The 19,953-nt window shown below is 72.1% G+C and carries 25 protein-coding genes and 1 pseudogene; 13 read left to right on the plus strand and 13 right to left on the minus strand.

What is annotated here, in order from left to right; translation table 11 throughout:
• Positions 1 to 200 precede the first annotated feature (200 nt).
• Together ACIRBX_RS22380 and ACIRBX_RS22385 are read left to right on the plus strand one after the other, a co-directional pair.
• Positions 201 to 521 (plus strand): annotated as a pseudogene (locus ACIRBX_RS22380) (gamma-glutamylcyclotransferase family protein); the annotation flags it as partial.
• A gap of 6 nt (positions 522 to 527) precedes the next feature.
• A complete protein-coding gene (locus ACIRBX_RS22385; protein ID WP_402299218.1) occupies positions 528 to 1,229 on the plus strand; it encodes a M24 family metallopeptidase in 702 nt (233 codons plus the stop codon).
• A gap of 115 nt (positions 1,230 to 1,344) precedes the next feature.
• On the opposite strand, the gene ACIRBX_RS22390 is transcribed toward ACIRBX_RS22385, so the two are convergent.
• From ACIRBX_RS22390 to ACIRBX_RS22405, 4 genes are all read right to left on the minus strand, one after another.
• Complete coding sequence (locus tag ACIRBX_RS22390; RefSeq protein WP_402298835.1) at positions 1,345 to 2,112, minus strand: HAD family hydrolase; 768 nt, start codon at positions 2,110 to 2,112, stop codon at positions 1,345 to 1,347.
• 30 nt (positions 2,113 to 2,142) lie between these two features.
• Positions 2,143 to 4,068: an ABC transporter permease gene (locus ACIRBX_RS22395; protein WP_402298836.1), complete on the minus strand. Its 1,926-nt coding sequence runs from the start codon at positions 4,066 to 4,068 to the stop codon at positions 2,143 to 2,145.
• A 121-nt stretch (positions 4,069 to 4,189) separates the two neighbouring features.
• Positions 4,190 to 4,993 carry a molybdate ABC transporter substrate-binding protein gene (gene modA, locus ACIRBX_RS22400; protein ID WP_402298837.1) on the minus strand — a complete coding sequence of 268 codons (804 nt, stop codon included), beginning with the start codon at positions 4,991 to 4,993 and terminating at the stop codon, positions 4,190 to 4,192.
• Positions 4,994 to 5,064: 71 nt separating this feature from the next.
• On the minus strand, positions 5,065 to 5,469 hold the full coding sequence (locus ACIRBX_RS22405) for a molybdopterin-binding protein (RefSeq protein WP_402298838.1): 405 nt from the start codon (positions 5,467 to 5,469) through the stop codon (positions 5,065 to 5,067).
• 279 nt (positions 5,470 to 5,748) lie between these two features.
• Between ACIRBX_RS22405 and ACIRBX_RS22410 the strand changes: the two genes are divergently transcribed.
• Positions 5,749 to 6,165, plus strand: a complete 417-nt coding sequence (locus tag ACIRBX_RS22410; protein ID WP_402298839.1) for a molybdopterin-binding protein — start codon at positions 5,749 to 5,751, stop codon at positions 6,163 to 6,165.
• 104 nt (positions 6,166 to 6,269) lie between these two features.
• On the opposite strand, the gene ACIRBX_RS22415 is transcribed toward ACIRBX_RS22410, so the two are convergent.
• The 4 genes from ACIRBX_RS22415 to ACIRBX_RS22430 all read right to left on the minus strand — a co-directional run bounded on the left by ACIRBX_RS22415 (position 6,270) and on the right by ACIRBX_RS22430 (position 10,696).
• Positions 6,270 to 6,779, minus strand: a complete 510-nt coding sequence (locus ACIRBX_RS22415) for a GNAT family N-acetyltransferase (protein ID WP_402298840.1) — start codon at positions 6,777 to 6,779, stop codon at positions 6,270 to 6,272.
• A gap of 824 nt (positions 6,780 to 7,603) precedes the next feature.
• The gene (locus ACIRBX_RS22420) at positions 7,604 to 8,200 is read right to left on the minus strand and encodes an NADPH-dependent F420 reductase (RefSeq protein ID WP_402298841.1); all 597 of its coding nucleotides are present in this window, start codon (positions 8,198 to 8,200) and stop codon (positions 7,604 to 7,606) included.
• Positions 8,201 to 8,240: 40 nt separating this feature from the next.
• Positions 8,241 to 9,044, minus strand: a complete 804-nt coding sequence (locus ACIRBX_RS22425) for an inositol monophosphatase family protein (RefSeq protein WP_402298842.1) — start codon at positions 9,042 to 9,044, stop codon at positions 8,241 to 8,243.
• 701 nt (positions 9,045 to 9,745) lie between these two features.
• Positions 9,746 to 10,696, minus strand: a complete 951-nt coding sequence (locus ACIRBX_RS22430; RefSeq protein ID WP_402298843.1) for a LysR family transcriptional regulator — start codon at positions 10,694 to 10,696, stop codon at positions 9,746 to 9,748.
• Between the two features lie 25 nt (positions 10,697 to 10,721).
• Here ACIRBX_RS22430 and ACIRBX_RS22435 point away from each other — a divergent pair, with 25 nt between their 5' ends.
• On the plus strand, positions 10,722 to 11,324 hold the full coding sequence (locus ACIRBX_RS22435; RefSeq protein WP_402298844.1) for an MFS transporter: 603 nt from the start codon (positions 10,722 to 10,724) through the stop codon (positions 11,322 to 11,324).
• A 936-nt stretch (positions 11,325 to 12,260) separates the two neighbouring features.
• On the opposite strand, the gene ACIRBX_RS22440 is transcribed toward ACIRBX_RS22435, so the two are convergent.
• Both ACIRBX_RS22440 and ACIRBX_RS22445 read right to left on the minus strand, forming a co-directional pair.
• On the minus strand, positions 12,261 to 12,650 hold the full coding sequence (locus tag ACIRBX_RS22440) for a hypothetical protein (protein ID WP_402298845.1): 390 nt from the start codon (positions 12,648 to 12,650) through the stop codon (positions 12,261 to 12,263).
• A gap of 303 nt (positions 12,651 to 12,953) precedes the next feature.
• Positions 12,954 to 13,307 carry a PRC-barrel domain containing protein gene (locus ACIRBX_RS22445; RefSeq protein ID WP_402298846.1) on the minus strand — a complete coding sequence of 118 codons (354 nt, stop codon included), beginning with the start codon at positions 13,305 to 13,307 and terminating at the stop codon, positions 12,954 to 12,956.
• Positions 13,308 to 13,515: 208 nt separating this feature from the next.
• On the opposite strand from ACIRBX_RS22445, the gene ACIRBX_RS22450 reads away from it, so the two are divergent.
• Together ACIRBX_RS22450 and ACIRBX_RS22455 are read left to right on the plus strand one after the other, a co-directional pair.
• Positions 13,516 to 13,662, plus strand: coding sequence for a hypothetical protein (locus ACIRBX_RS22450; protein ID WP_402298847.1), 147 nt, complete (start codon positions 13,516 to 13,518; stop codon positions 13,660 to 13,662).
• Between the two features lie 83 nt (positions 13,663 to 13,745).
• Positions 13,746 to 14,075 carry a hypothetical protein gene (locus tag ACIRBX_RS22455; protein WP_402298848.1) on the plus strand — a complete coding sequence of 110 codons (330 nt, stop codon included), beginning with the start codon at positions 13,746 to 13,748 and terminating at the stop codon, positions 14,073 to 14,075.
• Between the two features lie 174 nt (positions 14,076 to 14,249).
• Here the strand turns inward: ACIRBX_RS22455 and ACIRBX_RS22460 are convergent, their stop codons facing one another.
• The gene (locus tag ACIRBX_RS22460) at positions 14,250 to 15,539 is read right to left on the minus strand and encodes a DUF6348 family protein (protein WP_402298849.1); all 1,290 of its coding nucleotides are present in this window, start codon (positions 15,537 to 15,539) and stop codon (positions 14,250 to 14,252) included.
• Between the two features lie 46 nt (positions 15,540 to 15,585).
• Between ACIRBX_RS22460 and ACIRBX_RS22465 the strand changes: the two genes are divergently transcribed.
• Positions 15,586 to 15,933, plus strand: coding sequence for a hypothetical protein (locus ACIRBX_RS22465; protein WP_402298850.1), 348 nt, complete (start codon positions 15,586 to 15,588; stop codon positions 15,931 to 15,933).
• A 95-nt stretch (positions 15,934 to 16,028) separates the two neighbouring features.
• Here the strand turns inward: ACIRBX_RS22465 and ACIRBX_RS22470 are convergent, their stop codons facing one another.
• On the minus strand, positions 16,029 to 16,403 hold the full coding sequence (locus ACIRBX_RS22470; RefSeq protein WP_402298851.1) for a hypothetical protein: 375 nt from the start codon (positions 16,401 to 16,403) through the stop codon (positions 16,029 to 16,031).
• A 247-nt stretch (positions 16,404 to 16,650) separates the two neighbouring features.
• Here ACIRBX_RS22470 and ACIRBX_RS22475 point away from each other — a divergent pair, with 247 nt between their 5' ends.
• Positions 16,651 to 17,526 (plus strand): PRC and DUF2382 domain-containing protein, encoded by an 876-nt coding sequence (locus tag ACIRBX_RS22475; protein ID WP_402298852.1) that lies wholly within the window; start codon positions 16,651 to 16,653, stop codon positions 17,524 to 17,526.
• 129 nt (positions 17,527 to 17,655) lie between these two features.
• On the opposite strand, the gene ACIRBX_RS22480 is transcribed toward ACIRBX_RS22475, so the two are convergent.
• Entirely contained in the window at positions 17,656 to 17,838 is a 183-nt protein-coding gene (locus ACIRBX_RS22480) for a hypothetical protein (RefSeq protein WP_402298853.1), read from the minus strand.
• A 232-nt stretch (positions 17,839 to 18,070) separates the two neighbouring features.
• Between ACIRBX_RS22480 and ACIRBX_RS22485 the strand changes: the two genes are divergently transcribed.
• From ACIRBX_RS22485 to ACIRBX_RS22505, 5 genes are all read left to right on the plus strand, one after another.
• Positions 18,071 to 18,280, plus strand: a complete 210-nt coding sequence (locus tag ACIRBX_RS22485; protein WP_402298854.1) for a DUF6199 family natural product biosynthesis protein — start codon at positions 18,071 to 18,073, stop codon at positions 18,278 to 18,280.
• A gap of 198 nt (positions 18,281 to 18,478) precedes the next feature.
• Positions 18,479 to 18,895: a phage holin family protein gene (locus ACIRBX_RS22490; RefSeq protein WP_402298855.1), complete on the plus strand. Its 417-nt coding sequence runs from the start codon at positions 18,479 to 18,481 to the stop codon at positions 18,893 to 18,895.
• Positions 18,892 to 19,353, plus strand: a complete 462-nt coding sequence (locus tag ACIRBX_RS22495) for a DUF3618 domain-containing protein (RefSeq protein ID WP_402298856.1) — start codon at positions 18,892 to 18,894, stop codon at positions 19,351 to 19,353. The genes ACIRBX_RS22490 and ACIRBX_RS22495 overlap by 4 nt, the downstream gene beginning before the upstream one ends.
• Complete coding sequence (locus tag ACIRBX_RS22500; RefSeq protein WP_402298857.1) at positions 19,350 to 19,616, plus strand: DUF4235 domain-containing protein; 267 nt, start codon at positions 19,350 to 19,352, stop codon at positions 19,614 to 19,616. Before ACIRBX_RS22495 ends, ACIRBX_RS22500 begins: the two co-directional genes overlap by 4 nt.
• A 146-nt stretch (positions 19,617 to 19,762) precedes the next feature.
• Positions 19,763 to 19,921 carry a hypothetical protein gene (locus ACIRBX_RS22505; RefSeq protein WP_402298858.1) on the plus strand — a complete coding sequence of 53 codons (159 nt, stop codon included), beginning with the start codon at positions 19,763 to 19,765 and terminating at the stop codon, positions 19,919 to 19,921.
• Positions 19,922 to 19,953 lie beyond the last annotated feature (32 nt).

The following is a 19,953-nucleotide window of genomic DNA, read 5'->3' on the forward strand; positions in this document are numbered from 1 at the left end:
CGTGTTGCGCACGGCTGCGAAGATCACGTCGCCCCGGTTACACCGCCCGCACTGCGCGTCCGGGCGGCTGTGAGGACCCCGGGACGACCTGTGCCGCCTGCGGCCAGGTGTCGGATATGAGAGAAGGAGTCAACCATTATCCTTGTATATGCAAGGAGGAACAACCCCTTGCGTTCGTACCGCACCCAGTGGGGGATCGCATGGCCGACCAGTTGTTGTTCTCGTACGGCACGCTCAGGCTGCCGCAGGTGCAGCTCGCCCGGTTCGGCCGTGAACTCGCCGGGCACGCGGACGCCCTGACGGGCTTCCGGCTGGATGAGGTGCTGATCACCGACCCGGCGGTGATCGCCGACAGCGGCACCGACCGCCACCCGCTGGCCGTGCGCTCGGACGATCCCGCCGACGCGATCGAGGGCACCGTCCTGACCCTCACCGCCGCCGAGTTGGAGGCCGCCGACCGGTACGAGGTCGAGGACTACCTGCGCATCAAGGCCGAGCTGCGCTCGGGGAAGCGGGCGTGGGTCTACATCGACACCGCGACGGCGGAGGACTTCCGGGCCCGGCGTCTGATCGAGGCCCAGGAGAAGGCCGAGATCCTGTTCGAGGAGGTCACCGCGCGCGGGATCGTGGCGGCCGGGGTGAGCGAACAGACCGTTAGCAACGCCATCCGCGACCTGGCGAACGAACTGTTCGGCACCACCTGGCACTGGCACAAGCGGATCGTCCGCTCCGGCCCGCACACCCTCTTCCCCTACACCGAGAACCCGCCGGACCGGATCCTGGAGGCGGACGACATCGCCTTCGCCGACTTCGGCCCGATCTTCGAGGAGTTCGAGGCCGACCTCGGCCGCACCTTCGTCCTCGGCACCGACCCCGGCAAGCTGCGCCTGGCGGCGGACCTGCCCGTGGTCTTCGAGGCCGGCCGCCGCTACTTCGCCGACCGCCCCGACATCACCGGTGCCCAACTGCACGCCGAGATCACCCGCCTGGCGCACGCGGCGGGTTGGACGCTCGGCGGCTCCGGCCACGCCGGGCACCTGGTCGGCGAGTTCCCGCACGAGCGGATCGACGCCGCCGAGATCGAGTCCTACATCGCGCCGGGCAACACCACCGCGATGCACCGCACCGACCGGGCCGGCCGCCGCTGCCACTGGATCCTGGAGGTGCACCTGGTGGACGCCGAGCGCGGCTTCGGCGGCTTCCACGAGCAGTTGCTCGACCTCGGCTGACCGATCGAGAGGGCGGACCCGCGGGAGGACCGAACGGTTGGGGACACCACCCGAGGGACCGGCCGGCCGGGGACACCGCCCGGGGACCGGCCGGCCGGGCACACCGCCCGGACGGTCACACGGTGGTGGCCACCGCGAGCCGGGCGATCTCGGCAGCGACCTCCGCCGGCTCGGCGGGGACGGTGACGTGGGCGATGCCGTCCAGGCCGGGGTGGGCACCGACGCGGACCGCGTGGCGCGCGTTGCGCAGCAGGTCGAGGTCGTTGATGTCGTTGCCGAAGGCGGCGTACTCGGTGATGCCGAGGTCCCGCAGGGCGCTCCACTTGGTGGTGGTGCCGGGGGCGAAGTCGAGGATGGCCTCGTCGAGGTGGTGGTTCGGCGTGAAGCCGAGCGTGCGGGCGGCGTCGGCGAGGGCGGCGAGGTCGGTGGCGCCGACGACGAGGAACTTGACCACCTGCGGCAGTTCGGCGAGCCCGACCCGGGCGGCGAGAACTCCCTGGTCGACGCGGCCGAGGATCGGATGGCCGGCCGGGCCGGTGTAGGCGTAGTCCCAGGGGCCGTCGGCCAGGTAGGTGCCCTCGAAGCGGGCCACCACGTCGGTCAGCCGGGCGAGCGCGTCGGGGTCGAAGGCGGCCCGGGCCCGCACCTGGCCGTCGACCGAGACGAGGCTGCCGTTGCCGCCGATCAGGGTCGCGTCGGGGAAGGCGCCGCCGAGGACGGGCAGCAGGTCGCGCACGGGCCGGGCCGAGGCGAACACCAGCGCGTGGCCGGCGCGTTCGCAGTCCTGAAGGGCCGTCAGGATGCGTGCGTCGATGGTGCGGCCGTCGAAGCAGAGGGTGCCGTCGATGTCGAGGACCAGGGTGCGGGCACGAAGGTTGATCATGATCGGATCGTATCCGGCCCGATCTGCCGCTCAGAGCTCGACCAGGGTGACCTCGGTCGCCTTCAGGCTGGCGAAGACCTCGCTGCCGTCGCCGAGAGCGAGATCGGCGGCGGCCTGCGGGGTGATCTCCGCGACCAGGTCCGGGATCTGACCGGAGGTCAGCAGGACGCGCAGGCGGCTGCCGACCACGGTGATCTCGCGGACGGTGGCCGGCCAGACGTTGCGGGGGCTGCCGGTGGGCCGCTCGGTGTGCAGGGAGACGGACTCCGGGGTGATGATCGCCAGCGCCGAGGCCCCTGCGGGCAGCGGGTCGGCGGCGATCAGCGTGCCGCCGCCGTCCAGCCGGAGGCCGTCCCGGGTGGCGGTGCAGGGCCAGGCGTTGCGGCCCAGCATCCGGGCCACCCAGGCGGACCGCGGGTGGCGGGTGACCTCGGCGGGCGCGGCGTCCTGGAGGGCACGGCCGCCGTCCAGGACCAGCACCCGGTCGGCGAGCGACACGGCTTCGACGGGGTCGTGGGTGACGATCAGGCAGACGCCGCCGAAGCCGGCGAGGTGGCGGCGCAGGGTGTGGCGGACGTGGGCCCGGGTGGTCTGGTCGAGGGCGGCGAGCGGCTCGTCCAGCAGGAGCAGACGGGGGCGGGCGGCCAAGGCCCTTGCCAGGGCGACGCGTTGGGCCTGGCCCCCGGAGAGCTGGTGCGGCTTGCGGTGGGCGAGGTGGCCGACGCCGAGGCGCTCCAGCCAGTGCTGGGCCTCCTGCCGGGCGCGGGCCTTGGGGGTGCCGTGGGCGCGCAGACCGTAGGCCGTGTTGGCCAGGGCGCTCAGGTGGGGGAAGAGCGCGCCGGCCTGGGGGACCCAGGCGACGTGGCGCTTGTGCGGGGGGAGGGCGGTGACGTCGAGGTCGCCGAGCCGGAGTTCGGCGTGGGCGCGGGGGGTGAGGCCGAGCAGGGCGCGCAGCAGGGTGGTCTTGCCGGCGCCGTTCTCGCCGACCACCGCGATGGTCGTCCCCGGTTCGGCGTCCAGCGTGAGCCGGTTGAAGCCGGTGACCTCGGCGTGCATCGGCCACGGCCGGCCCTTGTCGAGGACGACCGGAGGCTCGGCGGTGGTGAGAGTCGCGGCAGCCGGTTCGGGCCGGCTGGTGTGGCGGGGGCGGCTGGTGGAGCCGGTCCAGCGCCCGCGCAGGCCGATGAGGACGGCCATCGCGATGGCCAGCAGGAGCAGCGAGACGGAGGTGGCGGCCTCGGGGGAGTCCTGGAGCAGGAGGTAGACCTGGAGCGGGAGGGTCTGGGTCGCGCCGGGCAGGTTGCCGGCGAAGGTGATGGTGGCGCCGAACTCGCCGAGCGCGCGGGCCCAGGAGAGCGCGGCACCCGCCGCCACCCCGGGGGCGACCATCGGCAGCGTGACGGTGAAGAACACCCGGGCCGGGGAGGCGCCGAGCGAGGAGGCGGTCTCCTCGTAGGCGGGCTTGAGGCCGGCCAGGGTGCCTTCGAGGCTGATCACCAGGAACGGCATCGCGACGAAGGTGGCGGCCAGGATCGCACCGGAGGTGTGGAAGGGCAGCACGATGCCGAAGGTGGACTCCAGCCAGGGGCCGAGCAGGCCGCGACGGCCGAAGCCGAGCAGCAGGGCGACACCGCCGACGGTGGGTGGCAGCACCATCGGCAGCAGGACCAGGGAGCGGACCAGGGTCTTGCCGGGGAAGTCGACCCGGGCGAGCAGCCACGCCAGCGGCACACCGAGCAGTAGCGAGAGTCCGAGCGCGGAGAAGGAGACCAGGAGGGAGAGCTTCAGGGCCTCCACCACGGGCGGACTGGTGAGGTGCTCGCCGAGTGCACTCCACTGGGTGCGGGCCAGGATCCCGGCCAGCGGAACCAGCAGGAACGCCACCGCCAGCAGGGCCGGGACGGCCAGCACGAGGGAGGGGCGCGCGCCGGAGACCCGGCGGCCAGGCAGCTTCACGACGGGGTCCTCGGCAGACATCGGAGCGGGAGCGGTGTCGGTAGCGGCAGCGCGGCAGCCGCGTACGGCGCGGGGCGGCCGGTGCACTCCGCACGGGGGAGAGCGCACCGGCGCGGTGCGGCTAGGGCTGCTGGAAGCCCGCGTCGCGCAGGAACTTCTGCGCTTCGGGGGTGGCGAGCCAGGCCACGAACGCGTCTGCCGCTGCCGCGTTCTTCGACGCCTTCAGGCTGGCCGCGGGGTAGGAGGCGACCGCGTTCTGGTCGTCCGGGATGTCGATGGTGGAGACCTTGTCCTTCGCGGTGGCCGCGTCGGTGGCGTAGACGATGCCGGCGTCCGCCTCACCGAGCTCGACCTTGGAGAGCACCGCGCGCACGTTGGGTTCCTGGGAGACCGGCTTGACGGTGACGTTCTGGGCGGCCAGGACCTGCTGGCTGTAGCGGCCGACGGGCACCTCGGGAGCGGCGAGCACCACCTTGATCTTGGAGTCCGCCAGGTCCTTCAACGAAGCGATCTTGAACGGGTTGTCCTTGCCCGCCACCATCACCAGGCGGTTCTTCGCGATGATCCTCGGGTCGCCGGTCTCCGCCTTGAGGCCGTCCATGGTCTTGGTGTCGGCCGTGACCAGGACGTCGGCGGGCGCGCCCTGCTTGACCTGGGCGGCGAGCTCCTGGGAGCCGGCGAAGGAGAAGTTCACCTTGGTGCCCGGGTGGTCCTTCTCGTACGCGGCGCCCGCGGTCTTGAACACGTCGGTCAGCGACGCGGCGGCCAGGACCGTCAGGTTCGCCGACGGCACCGACGAGGACGACGCGGAGGCGGAGGTGGTGCCGGAGCTGCTGTCGCTGGAGCATCCGGTGATCGCGGTGATCACCAGGCCACCGGCGAGCAGTCCGGCGGCGGTACGACGGGGGGTGAGGACGGTGGGCATGGCGGAGATCTCCTGAAGGGGTGGGGGCAGAGGTGCGCGCGGGGGTGGACTGACCGTGTGCGGAGCGGGGGTCAGGGGCAGTCGATGTGGACGCTGGTGGATTTCACCCGGGCGGTCGCCTGCATTCCGACTTCCAGTCCGAGTTCCTCAGCGGCCTCGCGGGTGAGCAGGGAGACCAGGCGGTGGGGGCCGGCCTGGATTTCGACCTGGGCCGCGACGTCGCCGAGTTTCACGGCCGTGATGATCCCGGGAAAGGAATTGCGGACCGAACTGTGGACCGGTGGATCCTCCGCCGGGATGCGCTGTGCGAGGTCGGCGGCGAAGGCCGCCAGGTCCCGGCCGTCGATGAGACGGCGCCCGGCTCCCTCGGGCCCTTCGCGCTGGGTGGCGAGGCGACCGGCATCCGCCCAGCGTCGGGCCGTGTCGGGGCTGACCCCGAGCACGCGTGCGGCCTGGCCCACGGTGTAGTGCTGCATGTGCGGCACATTAGGGATGAAAAGCGGGCATTTGCAATTCTGCCGCACGTCTACATATCAGATGAGGATCTTGCCCGGGTTGTCGGAAGCCCTGAAATGGAAGGCCTGAAGTCCCCCATTCTTGTGACATTCGGCCGGGACGAAAATGCGACGCATCCGGCCCCTCCGCCCTGGCGCATGCGAGGGGCTGTCTGCGGCGGCCGGTGCGCGCGGTTAGCGTGACTGGTGGCGGCCCGACAGCCGCGAATTCCGACCGACCCGAGTGAGGCGTGACCCCCCATGAGCCTGAGCATCCGTAACCAGATCCCCGGTACCGTCACTTCCGTCACCTCGGGTGAGGCGATGTCCACGGTGAGGGTCCGGCTGACGGGCGGTCAGGACATCACCGCCGCGATCACCACCGATGCGGTGAAGGACCTCGGCATCGCCGAGGGCACGGCCGTGAAGGCGCTGGTGAAGTCGACCGAGGTCTCCCTCGCCACCGCCGCCGTCGAGGGCATCTCGATCCGCAACCAGATCGCCGGCACCGTCACCGACGTCGCCACCGGCGGCGCCATGGGCTCGGTCAAGGTCGACGTCCAGGGCGGCGAGCTCACCGCCGCCATCACCAAGGACGCCGTCGAGGCCCTCGGCCTGGCGGCCGGCACCCCGGTCGTCGCCCTGATCAAGTCGACCGAGATCTCCCTCTCGCTCTGACCCGGCTACGGCCGATCGGCTCCCCGGCGCCGCTCCGACGCACATCCGCCTCGGAGCGGCGCCGCCGCATCCCCCGCCGACCTGACCCGACCGAACCGCGACGTTCACAGTGGGCGGGTCATCACCACGCTCCGATACGTCTTACCCGGCCACTGGACCTCGTCGGCCACCGTGAACCCCCAGGCGGTGTACAGCCGGACCAAGCGCTCGGCCGGTCGCGCGGTGTCCAGCCCGACCGAGGTCGCCCCCGCTCGGCGGGCCCAGTCGAACCCGGTGTCGCGCAGCAGCCTCGCCAGTCCCTCGCCGCGCCGGTCGGGGTCGACCGCGAGCTGGTTGAGCCAGGCGCGATCCGGTGCGCGCGCCTCCGCCGTCAGACCCCGCAGGCCGTCCTCCGGCGGCAGCGACACCGTGCTGGTCGCCACGATCCGCCCCTGATGCACCAGCACCCACGACGCCCCGGCCGACGACCTGCGCAGCGTCACCGCCTCGCTCTGGTCCACCGCCGTGAAATTCAGCCCCGCAACGCCGAGTTCACGGTAGGCGCGGTGCAGCAATCCGGTCACCTCGGGCGCATCCGCCGGCTCGAACGGACGGACCTCCCACGTAGTCCCCATCACGCCAACCTATCGCCGATGGCTACCGCCACGGCAGACAGGCAGTGGGCGGCGGTGCGGCATCGGGCCATCGCCCTGCCCGGCAGCAGCGCCCCTCGGGCGCGAGTCAAGGGATCGTCACCGGCCACAGCGGGTTTCCGGGCGGTGTCGCTCATCGCACCCGTGGCCCGACCCCCTGCCCCCGCTTCGCGTTGAACTCGACCACGGAGCGCGGACGTTCGCCTCGACTCACCCGCCCACCACTGGGGGAGGCCGCAACCGCAGGCGTGAGCTGGTGATCTCTCCACCTGCCTCGAACAGAGCCGTGCCACAGGAGGTGATCGTGACCGGTCGGCAACCGGCCGGGTGTGCAGGCCGGGCACCGGTGGCGGCCCACCCCGCACACCCGGTGACGGTCCGTCCTGCGGCGAACGACGCGGCATCGGCCGGCGCGGCGGTCTTGGACAGGGACTGCGCTGCCGGACTGTCCGGCGGATCCGTCGCCGTGCCCGCCGGGGTCGTGCGGAGCGCCGTTGCCCCCGACAGCACCGCCGCCACGGCTGCGAGTGCCCAGGTCGGCCGGCGCCGCACGCGGCACCTCACCACGACCGAACCCCCTCCTGCTCTCGCGGCGCCGCCCGGCCGGCCGAACCGATGGTCCGTCACACCGCTCGTCGTGGACGGCGGATGAGGGAGGTGCCGGGTCGGCTCGGGGTGCTGGGCCCTCGCCGAGGAGGGGTGTTCGTGCCACGGGCGGTGGACGCGCTCGCACCAGGCGGTGCGTCGGCCCCTGTTGGTTCACCGCGTGCTTCCCCCGGGTCGGTTGCTGGAGTCGCTGCGCGAGCTCAGCGGCTGATCGAGATGGCGAAGGGCGCGAATCCGCTGGAGCGGATGACGTGGGGGACGAACAGGATCGCGGCCTCGGTGGCACGGGCGGTCCGGATGCCCCCGAGGTCGGTGATCCACTCCGGCTGCCAGCCGAGGTCGGTGAGCAGGGCGTGGACGGTCCGCTTCGCCTGCTGGTCCTCGCCGGAGAGGAAGACGGTCGGGGCCTGGGCGAGCGAGGCGGGTGCGGTCATCACCGGGAAGAGCATCGTGTTGAGCGTCTTGACGACGGACGTGTCGGGGAGCGCTTCCTGGAGCAGCTCGGCCAGGCTGGAGCCGGGGTGGATCAGGTCGGCGGGCAGACCGTCGGGGCCGTCGGTGGTGGCGTTGGAGACGTCGACGAGGATCTTGCCGCGCAGTTCCTCGCGCAGGTCGGTCAGCCGCTCCAGCGAGCCGGCGCCGGGGGTGGCGTTGATGACGACATCGGCCGCGCGAGCGGCGTCGGCGGCGGCGCCCGGTTCACGGTCCACAGCGGTCACCTGGTGGCCTGCTCGGAGGAGGGCCCGGGCGAGGTTGCCGCCGACGCGGCCGTTTCCGAGAACTGCGATCGTGGTCATGGTGGAGTGGTCCTTCCGTGGATGGGGTGAGGGTGCGGGGTCAGCGGGAGAGCGTGGTCACGGCGGCGGTGTGGACGCCCGGGGCGGCGGCCAGGAAGCTGTCGCTCTGCGGGGTCCAGGGGCGGCCCTGGGCGTCGGTGACGCGTCCGCCGGCCTCGGTGACGAGCAGGGCGCCGGGGAGCAGGTCGGCGCGGGCGCCGGCGAACTGCCAGAAGGCATCGATCCGGCCGGCGGCCACGTTCGCCAGGTGCAGGGTCGCCGGGACCGCGGTGCGCACCACGAGCGCGTCGAGCAGCATCGCGGTGATCGAAGCGCCGACGCGGCGCACGACGCTCTCGTCCTCGTCGGGGCGGGCCTGGCTGGTGGCGACGAGGGCCAGGCCGAGGTCCGCGGTCGGGGCGACGCGCAGCGGGCGGCCGTCGAGGCGGGCTCCGGCGCCGGTGAGCGCGGTGTAGGTCTGGTCGGTCAGCGGCAGGTGCACCACGGTGAGCACGGGCCGGTTCTCCCGCACCAGGGTGGCGGTGACCGCCCACTCCGGCAGACCGTGCAGGTGGTTGACGTTGCCCTCGGCCGGGTCCACCACCCACCACTCGCCGGGCGGCAGCGCTCCGCCGTCGAGCTCGTCCTCCACCCAGCGGGCCTGCGGACGGAGTCGGGTGAGGGCGGGCCGCAGGATGTCGAGGGCGGCATCGTCATTGGCGGCGAGGGCGCGCATCAGGTCCTCGCGGCCCTCGTGGTGGACCACCTGGCCGAAGCGCTCGCGCAGGACGGCGCCTGCCGCGCGCACGGCGGCTTCCGTGCCTGCGAGCAGCGCGGTGTCGGTGTCCTGGAGGGTGGCGGACATGGCGAACTCCCTTGTGTTTGAGGGGTGATGAGGATGACTCAGTCGGGCCGTACGCTCCGACCGGCTCTCTGGTGTCGAAGGTAGAGGTGGCGATCGTTAACCTCAAGTGCATGTCATTCACTGCTGGGATGACTCTCGTGCAATCGGGCGTGCTGCCTTCGGGTGGCCCCGGTCGGCTCCTTACGGATCGCGGATCGCGGATGACGGTCTCGCGGGACGAGCCAGGTGCCCGGATCGGTCGCCAGCACGGCCCCTGCCCGTCCGGCGAGTTGTCGAAGGCATCGCGCGCATGCTCGATGGGGGCATGTGCCGTGAGGCCCAGCCCAGGAGTGCGACGCCGAGGTGCCTGAGGCGCCTGGTCGGGAGGGTCGGCCCGGTGCGGGCCGAGCGGAGTCGGTCCCGTGCTCGATGACCCCGTTGCGCTTGAGCCGCCGAAGTGTCGCGGTCAGCGACTTGCGGGTGACGTGGGGATGGACTGCGCGAGCCGGCCGAAGAGGTGGCCTAGGCACGACGCAAGACTTCCGTCGGAGCGTCGTTAGCGGGCGTCCTGTGCCTGGCGTCGTACGTGGCCGGATGGTGCCCGGACCGGTGGGCGCGCTGTCGCTGAACGGGCTTACAGAACCGTCGAGTTCGCGCGCCGGCAGGCTGAATACGGCCGACCGGGGTCGACCACGGCCCCGCCGCCCTGACGGCCCCTCACCTCATCGCGGTTGCGTCCCGCGCCCGTCGTGCGGTCGGTCCTCGGCGCCCGGCGTCGTGAACAGCTCCTGGAGGGTCCGGGTCGCCAGGTCGAGCAGCCAGGCGTGGGCGGGGTCGTCCTCGTAACGCTGGTGCCAGAGCAGGTAGAGGGGAACGGGCGGCAGCTCGAATGGCAACGGCAGCATGGTCAGGCCCAGTTGCTCACGGGCGGAGCGGGTGACCGCCTCGGGCAGGGTGACCACGACGTCGGTGTCGCGGGCGAGCTGCAGCGCGGTGTCCGTCGCGGGGGCGGCGACGATGACACGGCGCTCGTGGCCGAGCGCGGCGACGACCTCGTCGACCCGGTCACGCAGCTCACCGCGCCGGGACACGGTCACGTGCTCGGAGGCCGCGTACCTCTCGACGGTCAGCGGCCCCTCGGTGAGCGGATGCCCCGCGCGGAGAGCAAGGACGATCCTGTCCTGACCGATGAGGCGGTGACGGATGTCCGGCTGGGGCGGCGGTCCCGAGCTGGAGGCCAGATCGACCTCACCACGACGCAACTCGGGCGTGTCGTGGCCCGGTTCGACCGTGAGGCGTATCCGCACCTTCGGGGCTTGGCGGCGCACCGCGGCGACGAGCGCACTCCCGCAGGCGGTGGTGAGGGCGTCGTGCAGGCGGACCGTGAACACCCGCTCCAGCCCCGCCAGGTCGAGGCCCGGACGGGAGGACAGCAACCGGTGGGCCTGCTGCACCAGGGCGTGGACCTCCGTGCGCAGGGCGAGTGCGTGGGGAGTGGGCGTCATGGTGCGTCCGGTGCGGACCAGGATCTGGTCACCGGTGGCTTTGCGGATCCGGCCCAGCGACCGGCTCATCGCCGGCGCGGTGACGTGGAGCCGCTCTGCTGCTCCGGCCACACTCCCCTCCTCCAGCAGCGCGTCCAAGGCCGTGAGCAGGTTCAAGTCCAACTGCATGGCGATCACTATAGGAGGGAAAGCCATGCACGTACTGTCCGGGCCATGGGCGCGCTGTCCGCGGCGCTGTCGCTCATCCCGATCGGCACGCTGCTGCCGGCCGCCCTCGCGGCCCCGGCTCACCCGCAGGTACGGCGCCCGGGCCCTGATCACCGCCGGGATGCTGACGACGACGGTCGGGTTCCTGGTCCTCGCCCCGCTCGACGTCCACCGCGCGACCATCGCCCAGCACGCGGGCCTCGCCGCCCTGGGCGTCGGCCTGGGCCTGGCCATGCCGCCCGCGACCACCGCGATCCTCGAGAGCCTCCCACCCGCGCTGCACGGCGTCGCCTCGGCCTCCAACGACCTCGCCCGCGAACTCGGCGCCGTCCTCGGCATCGCCGCCTTCGCCACCACCAGCACCTCGGTCCACCGCATCAACCTCGTGGCAGCCGGCCCGCCCTCCGCCGAGCGCACCGCCGCCCTCGACTCCCTCCCAGCCGCCCTCACCCTGTCTCCACCGCTGCCCGCCGAAGCCGCGCACGCCGCCACCACCGGCTTCCTGGTCACCCTGACAGCCACCTCCGCACGCACCCTCGCCACAGCCGGCATCGCTCTGCTGCTCCTGCGCACCGTCCCGTCGAGGTGATGACGTGGGCGTGCTCGGAGTACCAGGACGTGCGCTCCTCCCGCACCGATCGGGCCGCGCCGGGCTTCGTCTTGGCCGGGAGGAGGTCAGCGGCCTCGCAGCAGCCATCCGGGGTCAGGAACCGGAGCTTGCGCCCGTCCGGCAGCTGCAGTTCGGCGCGGGCCCACCCGGCGTCGGCTAGGTCGATCAGGGTGTCGCCGACCGAGCGGTCACAGCGTTGGTGGGGCAGCACGAGCGGCCGCGGCTCGCGCTCGGTGGTGCGCAGGAACCAGTCAAGGGCGGCAAGCGCCCGGCCTCGGACCGGGGCGGTCGATCGGGGCCTACCCCTCCCACTCCCTCTTCCGACACCCCTCCGGTCTTCAACAGGTGGTCCGCCGGTCCCGGGTCGGGGCTGCTCAGCGACCGAGGGGCGCGTACGGCGGGCGGTGTCGGAGCGGTTGAGAACATCGATGGCCGCGCCGACAGCGGTGGGTCCGGGGCTGGGTGGAGGCAACGCCGCAGAGGCAGCGATCCGCACCGCTTCGACGCCGAGCTACTGGCGCTGGGCCCGCCGGACACCGGAGAGACAGGCCCCCCAGGAACGCGCGGACTCCTCTGCCGTCTCGCCGAGGGAATCGGGGTGGGCGTGCACCCGACCGACCTCCACGCCGCCTCTGCCCTCAGCGGCCAGCTGCGCCCGGACCCGGGCTGATCACCCGGGCCGCGATCACGCTGATGACCAGGCGCATCACCCAGCGGCAGTCCCGGCGGTCCGGCCGGTCTCCCGCGAAGCCCAACGAGACTGACTCGCCGTCACCAACAGGCCCCCCGAGGGCAACCGGCTTGGCCCGCACTCCCGCGGCCACCGAGCGCCCATCCAGCCGATCGCGCCAGGGTGCTCCGGCACCGCCGCCGTCACCACCGCGTCGATCGGGCGGAGTCGGATGGATCGAAAGCTCAGTGCTGCGTGCTGGGTTGGTACGGCACGACGACGATCTGGTGGTCATCCTCGTAGACGACTGCTCCCGGATCGGTGGAGCGGAGGATGTCGCATCCCACCCCGTGCAGAGCGAGGATGTCCAGGTGGCCGGCGACGTGTGCAATGTGGTCGGCCGCCGACTCCTTGAACCAGGCTTCCGCTCCGTGGTTGAGGTCACGGTCGTAGACCGTGGGGTCGATGTCGGAGGGGTTTGCGAGGTTCGCGTCGTACCAGTCGTAACTGGAGCGGCGGAAGGACTCTTGTGCGGGGGTGAGCTTTCCTGCGGCTGCCAGGCCGTTCACCAGGGCGAAGACTCCGGGGAATGTGCCGCGCTGATTGGCATCCCTTGCCTGGAACCGAACGTACAACCTGTCCCCCTGGTTTTGTGGCGCGCCTGCGTCCTGTAGTGATCCTGCCAGAGCGAGGACAGCGGTGGTCGAGAGGCTTGCCCGCAAGCTCTGATCTCGGCCGTGCTCGATCTCTGACCTCAGGCCAACGCCGTCAGGGGCTTCGCAATCAGGTACCCGTAGATTCTCGACCGGCTTCGAGACGCCTCGGTTGAGGCACGGTTCATGCCATCCCGCCGCCGCGCGAGGCGCGGCTCCAGGCCCGAGAACGGCTGCGGCCTCCACCCTCTCGGAGAGGGTGGAGGCCGCGGTCATGCGGGGTGCTCAGAGCCCGGTTCCGGTGCCGTAGTAGCCGGCGAGGCGGTTGCGGTAGTCGAGGTCGTCGGTGTGCTGGTCCTTGACGTACTCGGGGGAGTTCTTGATCTCGTCCTTGGTGCGGTTCACCCACACCGTCTCCTCGTTCACGTCGACCCGGGTGATGGTGCCGGCCGGGAGGAGGACCTCCTTGCCGAAGATCCACGGGCCGGTGTCCACCACGATGTGCGCGGAGTCGACGTCCACGGTGTGCTTGTCGACCTTGCCGATGTGGCCGTCGGTGGCCTCGACCCGGTAGCCGGTCAGGTCGGCGCCCTCCACGTAGCCCTCGGCGCCCTCGTAGCCCCACAGTCCGCTGCTCACAACTGCCTCCTCGGTGGTTCGTCGATGCTCTGACGGTCCGTCGGCTACCCCGGGTGTCCGAGGTGCATTCGTGCGAAATTCCGCAGCTCATGGCTCCCCGGTCACCAAGCACCGGCTCAGCAACTGTCCGCGACCGGTGGGGTGTTGGCGCGGGAATCCGGGGCAGGCGATCGGCTCCGCGACGATCTCTGAGCTGGAGGAACCGCCCATGATGCTTCTGCTGATGCTCGCCGTGCTCGCGCTGGTCGTGGTGGCCACCGTCGAAGCCGCCAGGAGCTCCGGCGGGCGCCACCGCGGCGCCCGCCGGCTCACGGCTCCCGAGACCGGCCACCACCCGGCCCGCCACGCTCGCTGAACACTGCCGAGGAAGCGGCGCCGGAGGAGGCCGCAGCGGCAGGGAAGCGGGCGGGTGCCCGGACCCGAAACCCTCGCCGACCGGTGCCCGGCGAAGCCGACGACCCGGCCGTACTGGCGGGCACCGTCGTGGCGGTGGTGCCCCGGATCGACCCGGCCGGGGGCGGTGAGCTGGACACCGAGGACCAGTACCGGCTGACCGACCTGCCATCCGGGGTTCCCGGCCAACTTGCCAGGTCAGCCGGTTACCTGACGGTGAGGCAGGTAGGGCAAGGCCGGGAAGCGTTCCGACCGGAACGCTTCCCGGACCTGCGTTCGGCTCTCCCGCTCCGGGTCTTCGTCGAGCATCTGTCCCGGCTGGTCGGCGGACTCGGAGCCGTGCTCGCGGACACGGCGGAGCCGCTCGGCTCGTAGTACCGGCCAGTGCCCCTGGCTTGCCTCGGGCCGACTGTCGCACCTCCGGTCCGAGCGGTGCCCCTGGCTCGCCGCACTGCTCCGTACCCACGCCCATCGCACCGTTACCGCCTTCCCGCTCATCGCCGGGTTCGGACGTCACCACGGCGCACTGAAAGGGGACTTGGTGGATGGTCAGGGGCGGGATGGCCCAGGGGCGTGGTCGCCGAGTACGAGCGCAGCCGGCCAGCTCTCGCGCAGGACCCGGGCCAGCAGTGGGTGTTCGGAGTCGAGCACGTCGCTGAGCCGGATCGAGCCGTCCGCCTCGATCCGCTGTCCGCCGAGCAGGACGCGGGCCTGGAGCAGTTCGTCGCCCCACGGTTCGATGGCGTTGCAGAACAGGCCCTCGAAGCGGTGATCGGCCAGGGTGCCGTCGTGCACCCGGCGGGTGTAGTCCTCGATCACATCGGCGGGCAGGTACACCCAGGCCAGGTGGATGACGGTGCGGCCGTCGTCGAGGCGGATCGGCAGCCGGACCTTGAGGAAGTTGCCGACACCCCGGGCGACCATCACCGCGCCGGTGTCAGTGGTGACCCGCTCCGCCCGTTCGGCCGGGGAGAGTTCGGCGATCAGGTGGGGGAGGGGGTGGGCGAAGCCGGGATGGTCCGGGTCCAGGGTGCCGCCGCAGTCGCATCCGCACCCGCCGGCCGCGTGCTCGTGCTGCTGCTGGCCGGAGTCGACGGGCAGTACCAAGGTGAAGGACCGGGCGACGGTGAAGACCGTCGGCTCAGGCAGGCCGAGTGCGGCCAGCGCGGCGGAGGCGGCCTCGTGCCGCTCGCCGTTGACCCGGACCTCGGCCTCCACCGCGCCCGGGACACCGCCGTAGAAGACCCGGACACCGTTGAACCAGGGTGACTCCAGGTCGGCGGTGAAGGTGTCGGCGATCTCGCGGAGCACGTCCACCTCCAGCAGGGCGTCCTGGAGTCGGAGGTTCTCCTGGTCGGAGGGCCCGTAGGCGAGCACACCCGCAGTGATGGAGCGCCACCCCGGCACGCCGTGCTCCTCGGAGGGGCCCCAGCGCTCGGCGATCCGCCCGTGCCCGTCGACCAGTTCGAGCAGGCAGGATCCGGCGGAGCGGGCCCACAGCAGGGCTGCGTCGCGCGGGGTGGTGACCACGGTGACGCAGTCCACGAAGCACGGAACCTCGGGCTGGATGCTCACATCCGGAAAGGCGATGAGGTCGTAGTGCCGGTCGCCGCCCCCGTGCCCATCAGGGGCGAAGGCGATGGCCCAACCCCGAGGGCTGAGCAGTGAATTGCCGTTGAACCTGACACCCGCCGTAGAGCCGGGGGCGACCTCTTCCAGGGCGTCGCGGAGCAGGGCGAGGAAGTCGCGGTCGGGCAGCCGACCTTCGCCGGGCCCGTCGGGCGTGGTGGGCTCGGTGGGCGGTTCAGCGGCACGCGGGCGGCGGCGTATCCAGGACATGCGGGGCATCATACGGAGGCTGTGACCATGGCCCACCAGAATTTCCATGCTCGAGGTACGGGCGGTGGCGGTCGCGGTGGAGGGCCGGCCGTGCCGAGCTGTCGGTACCCCGGACGTGCCCAACGTGTCTGACGAACCATCGGACAGCCGTCAGGCATGGCCGCCGGGGCGGGCAGGCACATCGTGGTGGACACGCCCGTGGATCTTCGGCCGCGAGTTCCTCCTGCTCGTCACCGCCATCACCCGGGTGGATGCCGAGGAGGAGACGGTGGGGCTCGACCACAGCAAGGAGCAGGTCAAGAACGCCACCGGGTTCGACGAGGACCACCACGCCGACCACCGCGAGCACGACGACTACCAGGCCGGTGGGTTCGCGAGCGAACCCCACCTCTGACCGCGACCGGCGGCACCGGGGCGAGTCCGCTGGTTGTGGCGGCCCCGCTCCCTGCCCGCACGCACGCGGGGGCGGCCCATCCGAAGCCGGACGGGTCAGTGGCCGAAGTGCAGGCGGTGCTTGCGACGGGTCGCGTCCGTTCCGGTGATCGGCAGCGCGCCCTCCTGCGCCGACGGCTCGGCGATCGGCGGCGTCTCTGCGGCGGCCCGGGAGGCCGCAGCGGCAAGGGCCGCGCGCTCGCGCGAGCGGCGGCGGGCCCGCATGCCGCCGGTGAGCAGCAGCAGGAGCGCGATGCCGAACAGCAGGGTGAGGGCGATGCCCGCGAGGAAGATCGACAGGCTGTTCATGGTGGCGATGTCGTTGCCGAGGACGGTGACCGTGTACGACGGGCCGCCGTCGAGGTTGTCGGCGATCACCAGCCCGGTGAAGGCGGCGACCGCGCCCAGCAGGAGCAGTCCGAGGAGAACCATGGCGTCCTCTCCCATCGGTTGGCGTCGAGCCGCGCATGCCCGATCGCGGCCGGGCCAACCAGTGCGCCTACCGTCGGATCCGCCACCGCCGTCCAGGGCGTGGGCATGGCCTTCCGCGCTGCGGCCAAGGTGCCCGGAGCGGCCCCGCGTGGTAGGCGGAATTACCTGGCGAACCAGTGCGGGCCTGTTTCGTTCGAGTGCGATCGGAAATCCGCAGGGCGTTGTCCCAACGGAAGGAGAGCACCCGATGTTCAACGAAGCGCAGCTGTCGAGCGTGCTGGACCACCCCGTCCTCGACTCCGACGGCAAGAAGATCGGCAAGGCGGACCACGTCTTCTACGACGACGCCACCGGCCGCCCCGAGTGGGTGAGCATCAAGACCGGCCTGTTCGGCACGAGCGAGTCCTTCGTGCCCATCACCGGCGCCCACCTGGTGGAGGACCACCTCGAAGTGCCCTGGACCAAGGACAAGGTCAAGGACGCCCCGAACGTCGACGTCGACTCCGGCGGCCACCTCTCCGAGAGCGAGGAGCACCGCCTCTACGACCACTACGGCATCGCCTGGGAGGAGTCCTGGCGGCAGGCCAACGAGAGCGGTGAGGGCGGATGGGCCCAGGCCCATCCCGACAACCAGGCCGGCGAAGCCGCTGTGGCCGGCGGCGCGGGTGGCGCAGGCGGCGAGGCGGCCTGGGCCGCCTCGGACCGCCAGGTCGCGGCGGCGGACCCCGACCGCGTCGCCGGGCAGGACGCGATGACCCGCTCCGAGGAGCGGATGAGTGTCGGCGTCGAGCGCCAGGAGGCCGGCCGCGCCCGGCTGCGCAAGTACGTGGTGACCGAGGAGCAGCAGCAGACCGTTCCCCTGCGCCACGAAGAGGTCCGGATCGAGCGGGAGCCGATCACCGAGGCCAACCGGGACGCGGCGATGACCGGGCAGCCGATCACCGAGGCCGAGCACGAGGTGGTCCTGCACGCCGAGCACGCCGTGGTCGACGTCGAGGCCGTTCCGGTGGAGCGCGTGCGCCTGACCACCGAAGAGGTCGTCGAGGAGCAGACCGTCACCGGGCAGGTCCGCAAGGAGAAGGTCGAGCTCGACCTCCCCGACACCGACGACCCCGGCCGCTGAACCGACGGTCGCGCCACCCACCGGCTGAGGGCCCACCCGCTCCTGCGGGTGGGCCCTCAGCTGTCGCGTCCTCTGGGGCGGCGGGGTCCGGGCCGGGACGTACGGCCCGAAAGGCACGTCCTGCGCCGATCAGTCCGGTGGCTCCTCTTCGGTGGTCGCCTCGGTCGTCTTGGCCGGGGCTCGTTCGCGATCGCTGTCCGGGGCGTCCGGGTCGCGGCGGTCGTCAGCCGATGGCGGCACGATGTCGGGGGCCTTCACCCCGTCCGGGGGCGGCAGGTCGGGGGTCATGGGCGTCTGGCCGGGGTCGGTCATGGTGCATCCTCACGAGTCACGTCGTCTCTGCGGTGATCGCCTGCCCGGCGCGCCGTGGACTACGCACCGCCCGCGGACGGCACCGACGTGATCGGCACCTGCGGACCTCGGCAGAAACACCGCCCGACCCGCCCCTGGGCCCGGCCGTTTCCGGAACGCTCGCGGGGGCAGCCGCGAGCTGAGGCGACGTCAGGAGAGGTCGTCCGCACCGGCGTACGAGGGGGAATGGACGTTGATCGCCATAGCGGTCGTGGTGTTCGTGATCGGGCTGATCCAGGTGATCCGCCCTCAGCTCCTGTGGGGGATGAACCGGCGGCTACAGAAGGGATGGGTCAAGGACCCCGACGCGGCCGAGCCCACCGCCAAGGGCTACGCGCTCCAGCGCGTCGTCGGAGTGGCGTTCATCGGCGCCGCCGCCTGGATGCTGCTCACCCACCTGTGACGAGCGCGCCGCACCCCACGCCCGCCCGGCGGCCCGGGCAGGCCGGCCCCTCTGCGGAATCAAGCCGCACGGCCCGTGGATGCGCGGGCACGGGCCGGGTAGGCGCGGCTGACAGCAGGTTCGGCCCGGTAGCCATCGCGGGTCGGCCGTCCTGGCCGACCGGTGACGAGCGGGATGAGGAAGGCAAGGTGAGGACGCGTGAGCAGCACGGATCGGTGGGGTCATGAGGCCGCCGACGAGTCGGTGGGCGCGCTGGTGTCCCGGGCATCGCAGCAGATGTCGGAGCTGGTGCGCGAGGAGATGCAGCTGGCACGGGCGGAGATGACCGAGAAGGGCAGGCGGTACGGAGCGGGCGGTGGCCTGTTCGGCGGGGCCGGCCTGCTCGGTTTCCTGGCGGCGCAGGCCCTCGTCTGCGCGGGGATCGCGGCGCTGGCCGGGCTGCTGCCCGTGTGGGCGGCGGCGCTGGTCGTGGCCGCTGTCCTGGCCGGGGCAGCAGCCATGGCGGCGCTGGCGGGGAAGAAGCAGATCGCCAAGGCGGGTGCGCCCGCGCCGGAGCAGACCATCGACAGCGTCAAGGCCGACGTGGCCGAGATCAAGGAGCACGCACACCGATGAGCACCCAGCACCCCGACCACGAGAGCGCACCCACCCCCGAGCGCCTGCGCGAGCAGATCGAGCACACCCGTGACGAACTCGGCCACACCATCGAGGCCCTGGCCGGCAAGGCCGACGTGAAGGCGAGACTGCACGAGCAGGCCGCCACCGTGAAGGAACGGGCCACCGCCAAGACCGCGCAGATCACCGACCGGATCCAGGAGGCGGCCGGGCACGGGGTCCAGCTCCTCAAGGACCGCACCCCCGACCCGGTCCTCGACCGGACCGCCCGCGCCGCGCTGCGCCTGCGCGACAGGACGGTCCGAGCCGCTCGCGGTGCGGACCCTACTCCCGACGTCGCGTGGGAGGACGGCGGCCCGGTGGCGGACCCCGCGCGCGCCCGGCGCCTTCCGATGCTCGCCGGGGCCGTCGCCGTCGTGGTCCTGCTCGCCGTGCTCAGGGGCAGGAGGCAGCGATGAACAAGTCCAGGATCGCCTACAAGCCGGTCGGTCTGGCCCTGGGCGTGATCAGCGGCATGGCGGCCGGCGTGGCGTTCAAGCAGGCGTGGAAGGTGATCGGGCACGACGACGACGCGCCCGACGCCACCGACGAGGACCGGACCTGGCGGGAGATCCTCCTCGCCGCCGCCCTCCAAGGCGCGATCTTCGCCCTGGTGAAGGCCGCCGTCGAACGCTCGGGTGCCACCGCCGTCCGGCGCGTGACGGGCACCTGGCCGGCCTGACCAGCCCCCTCCGACGCCTCTCGCCCGAACCGGATGCTTGACGGCCGGATGGCGGCACCGATGGCGGGATGCCGGGGTGGGTGGCAGCGTCTGACGGGTTACCTGATGCCCGCTCTGACGTCGCACCCACCCCTTGGAGGCTGGACATGGCCCTGTTCCTGTTCATCGTTCTGCTCGCCGTGATCTTCGGCTTCGTCGGAGCTCTGGTGAAAGGCATGATCTGGCTGCTGGTGATCGGAGCGGTGCTGCTGGTCCTTGCCCTGGTCCTCGGAGGCATGCGACTTGGCCGACGCAGCCGCCAGTGATCGCGCAGTGGTGAGCCGACCACCCGTACGTC

The sequence above is a fragment of the Kitasatospora sp. NPDC096147 genome (assembly GCF_044763225.1).
Classification (GTDB): Bacteria; Actinomycetota; Actinomycetes; order Streptomycetales; family Streptomycetaceae; genus Kitasatospora.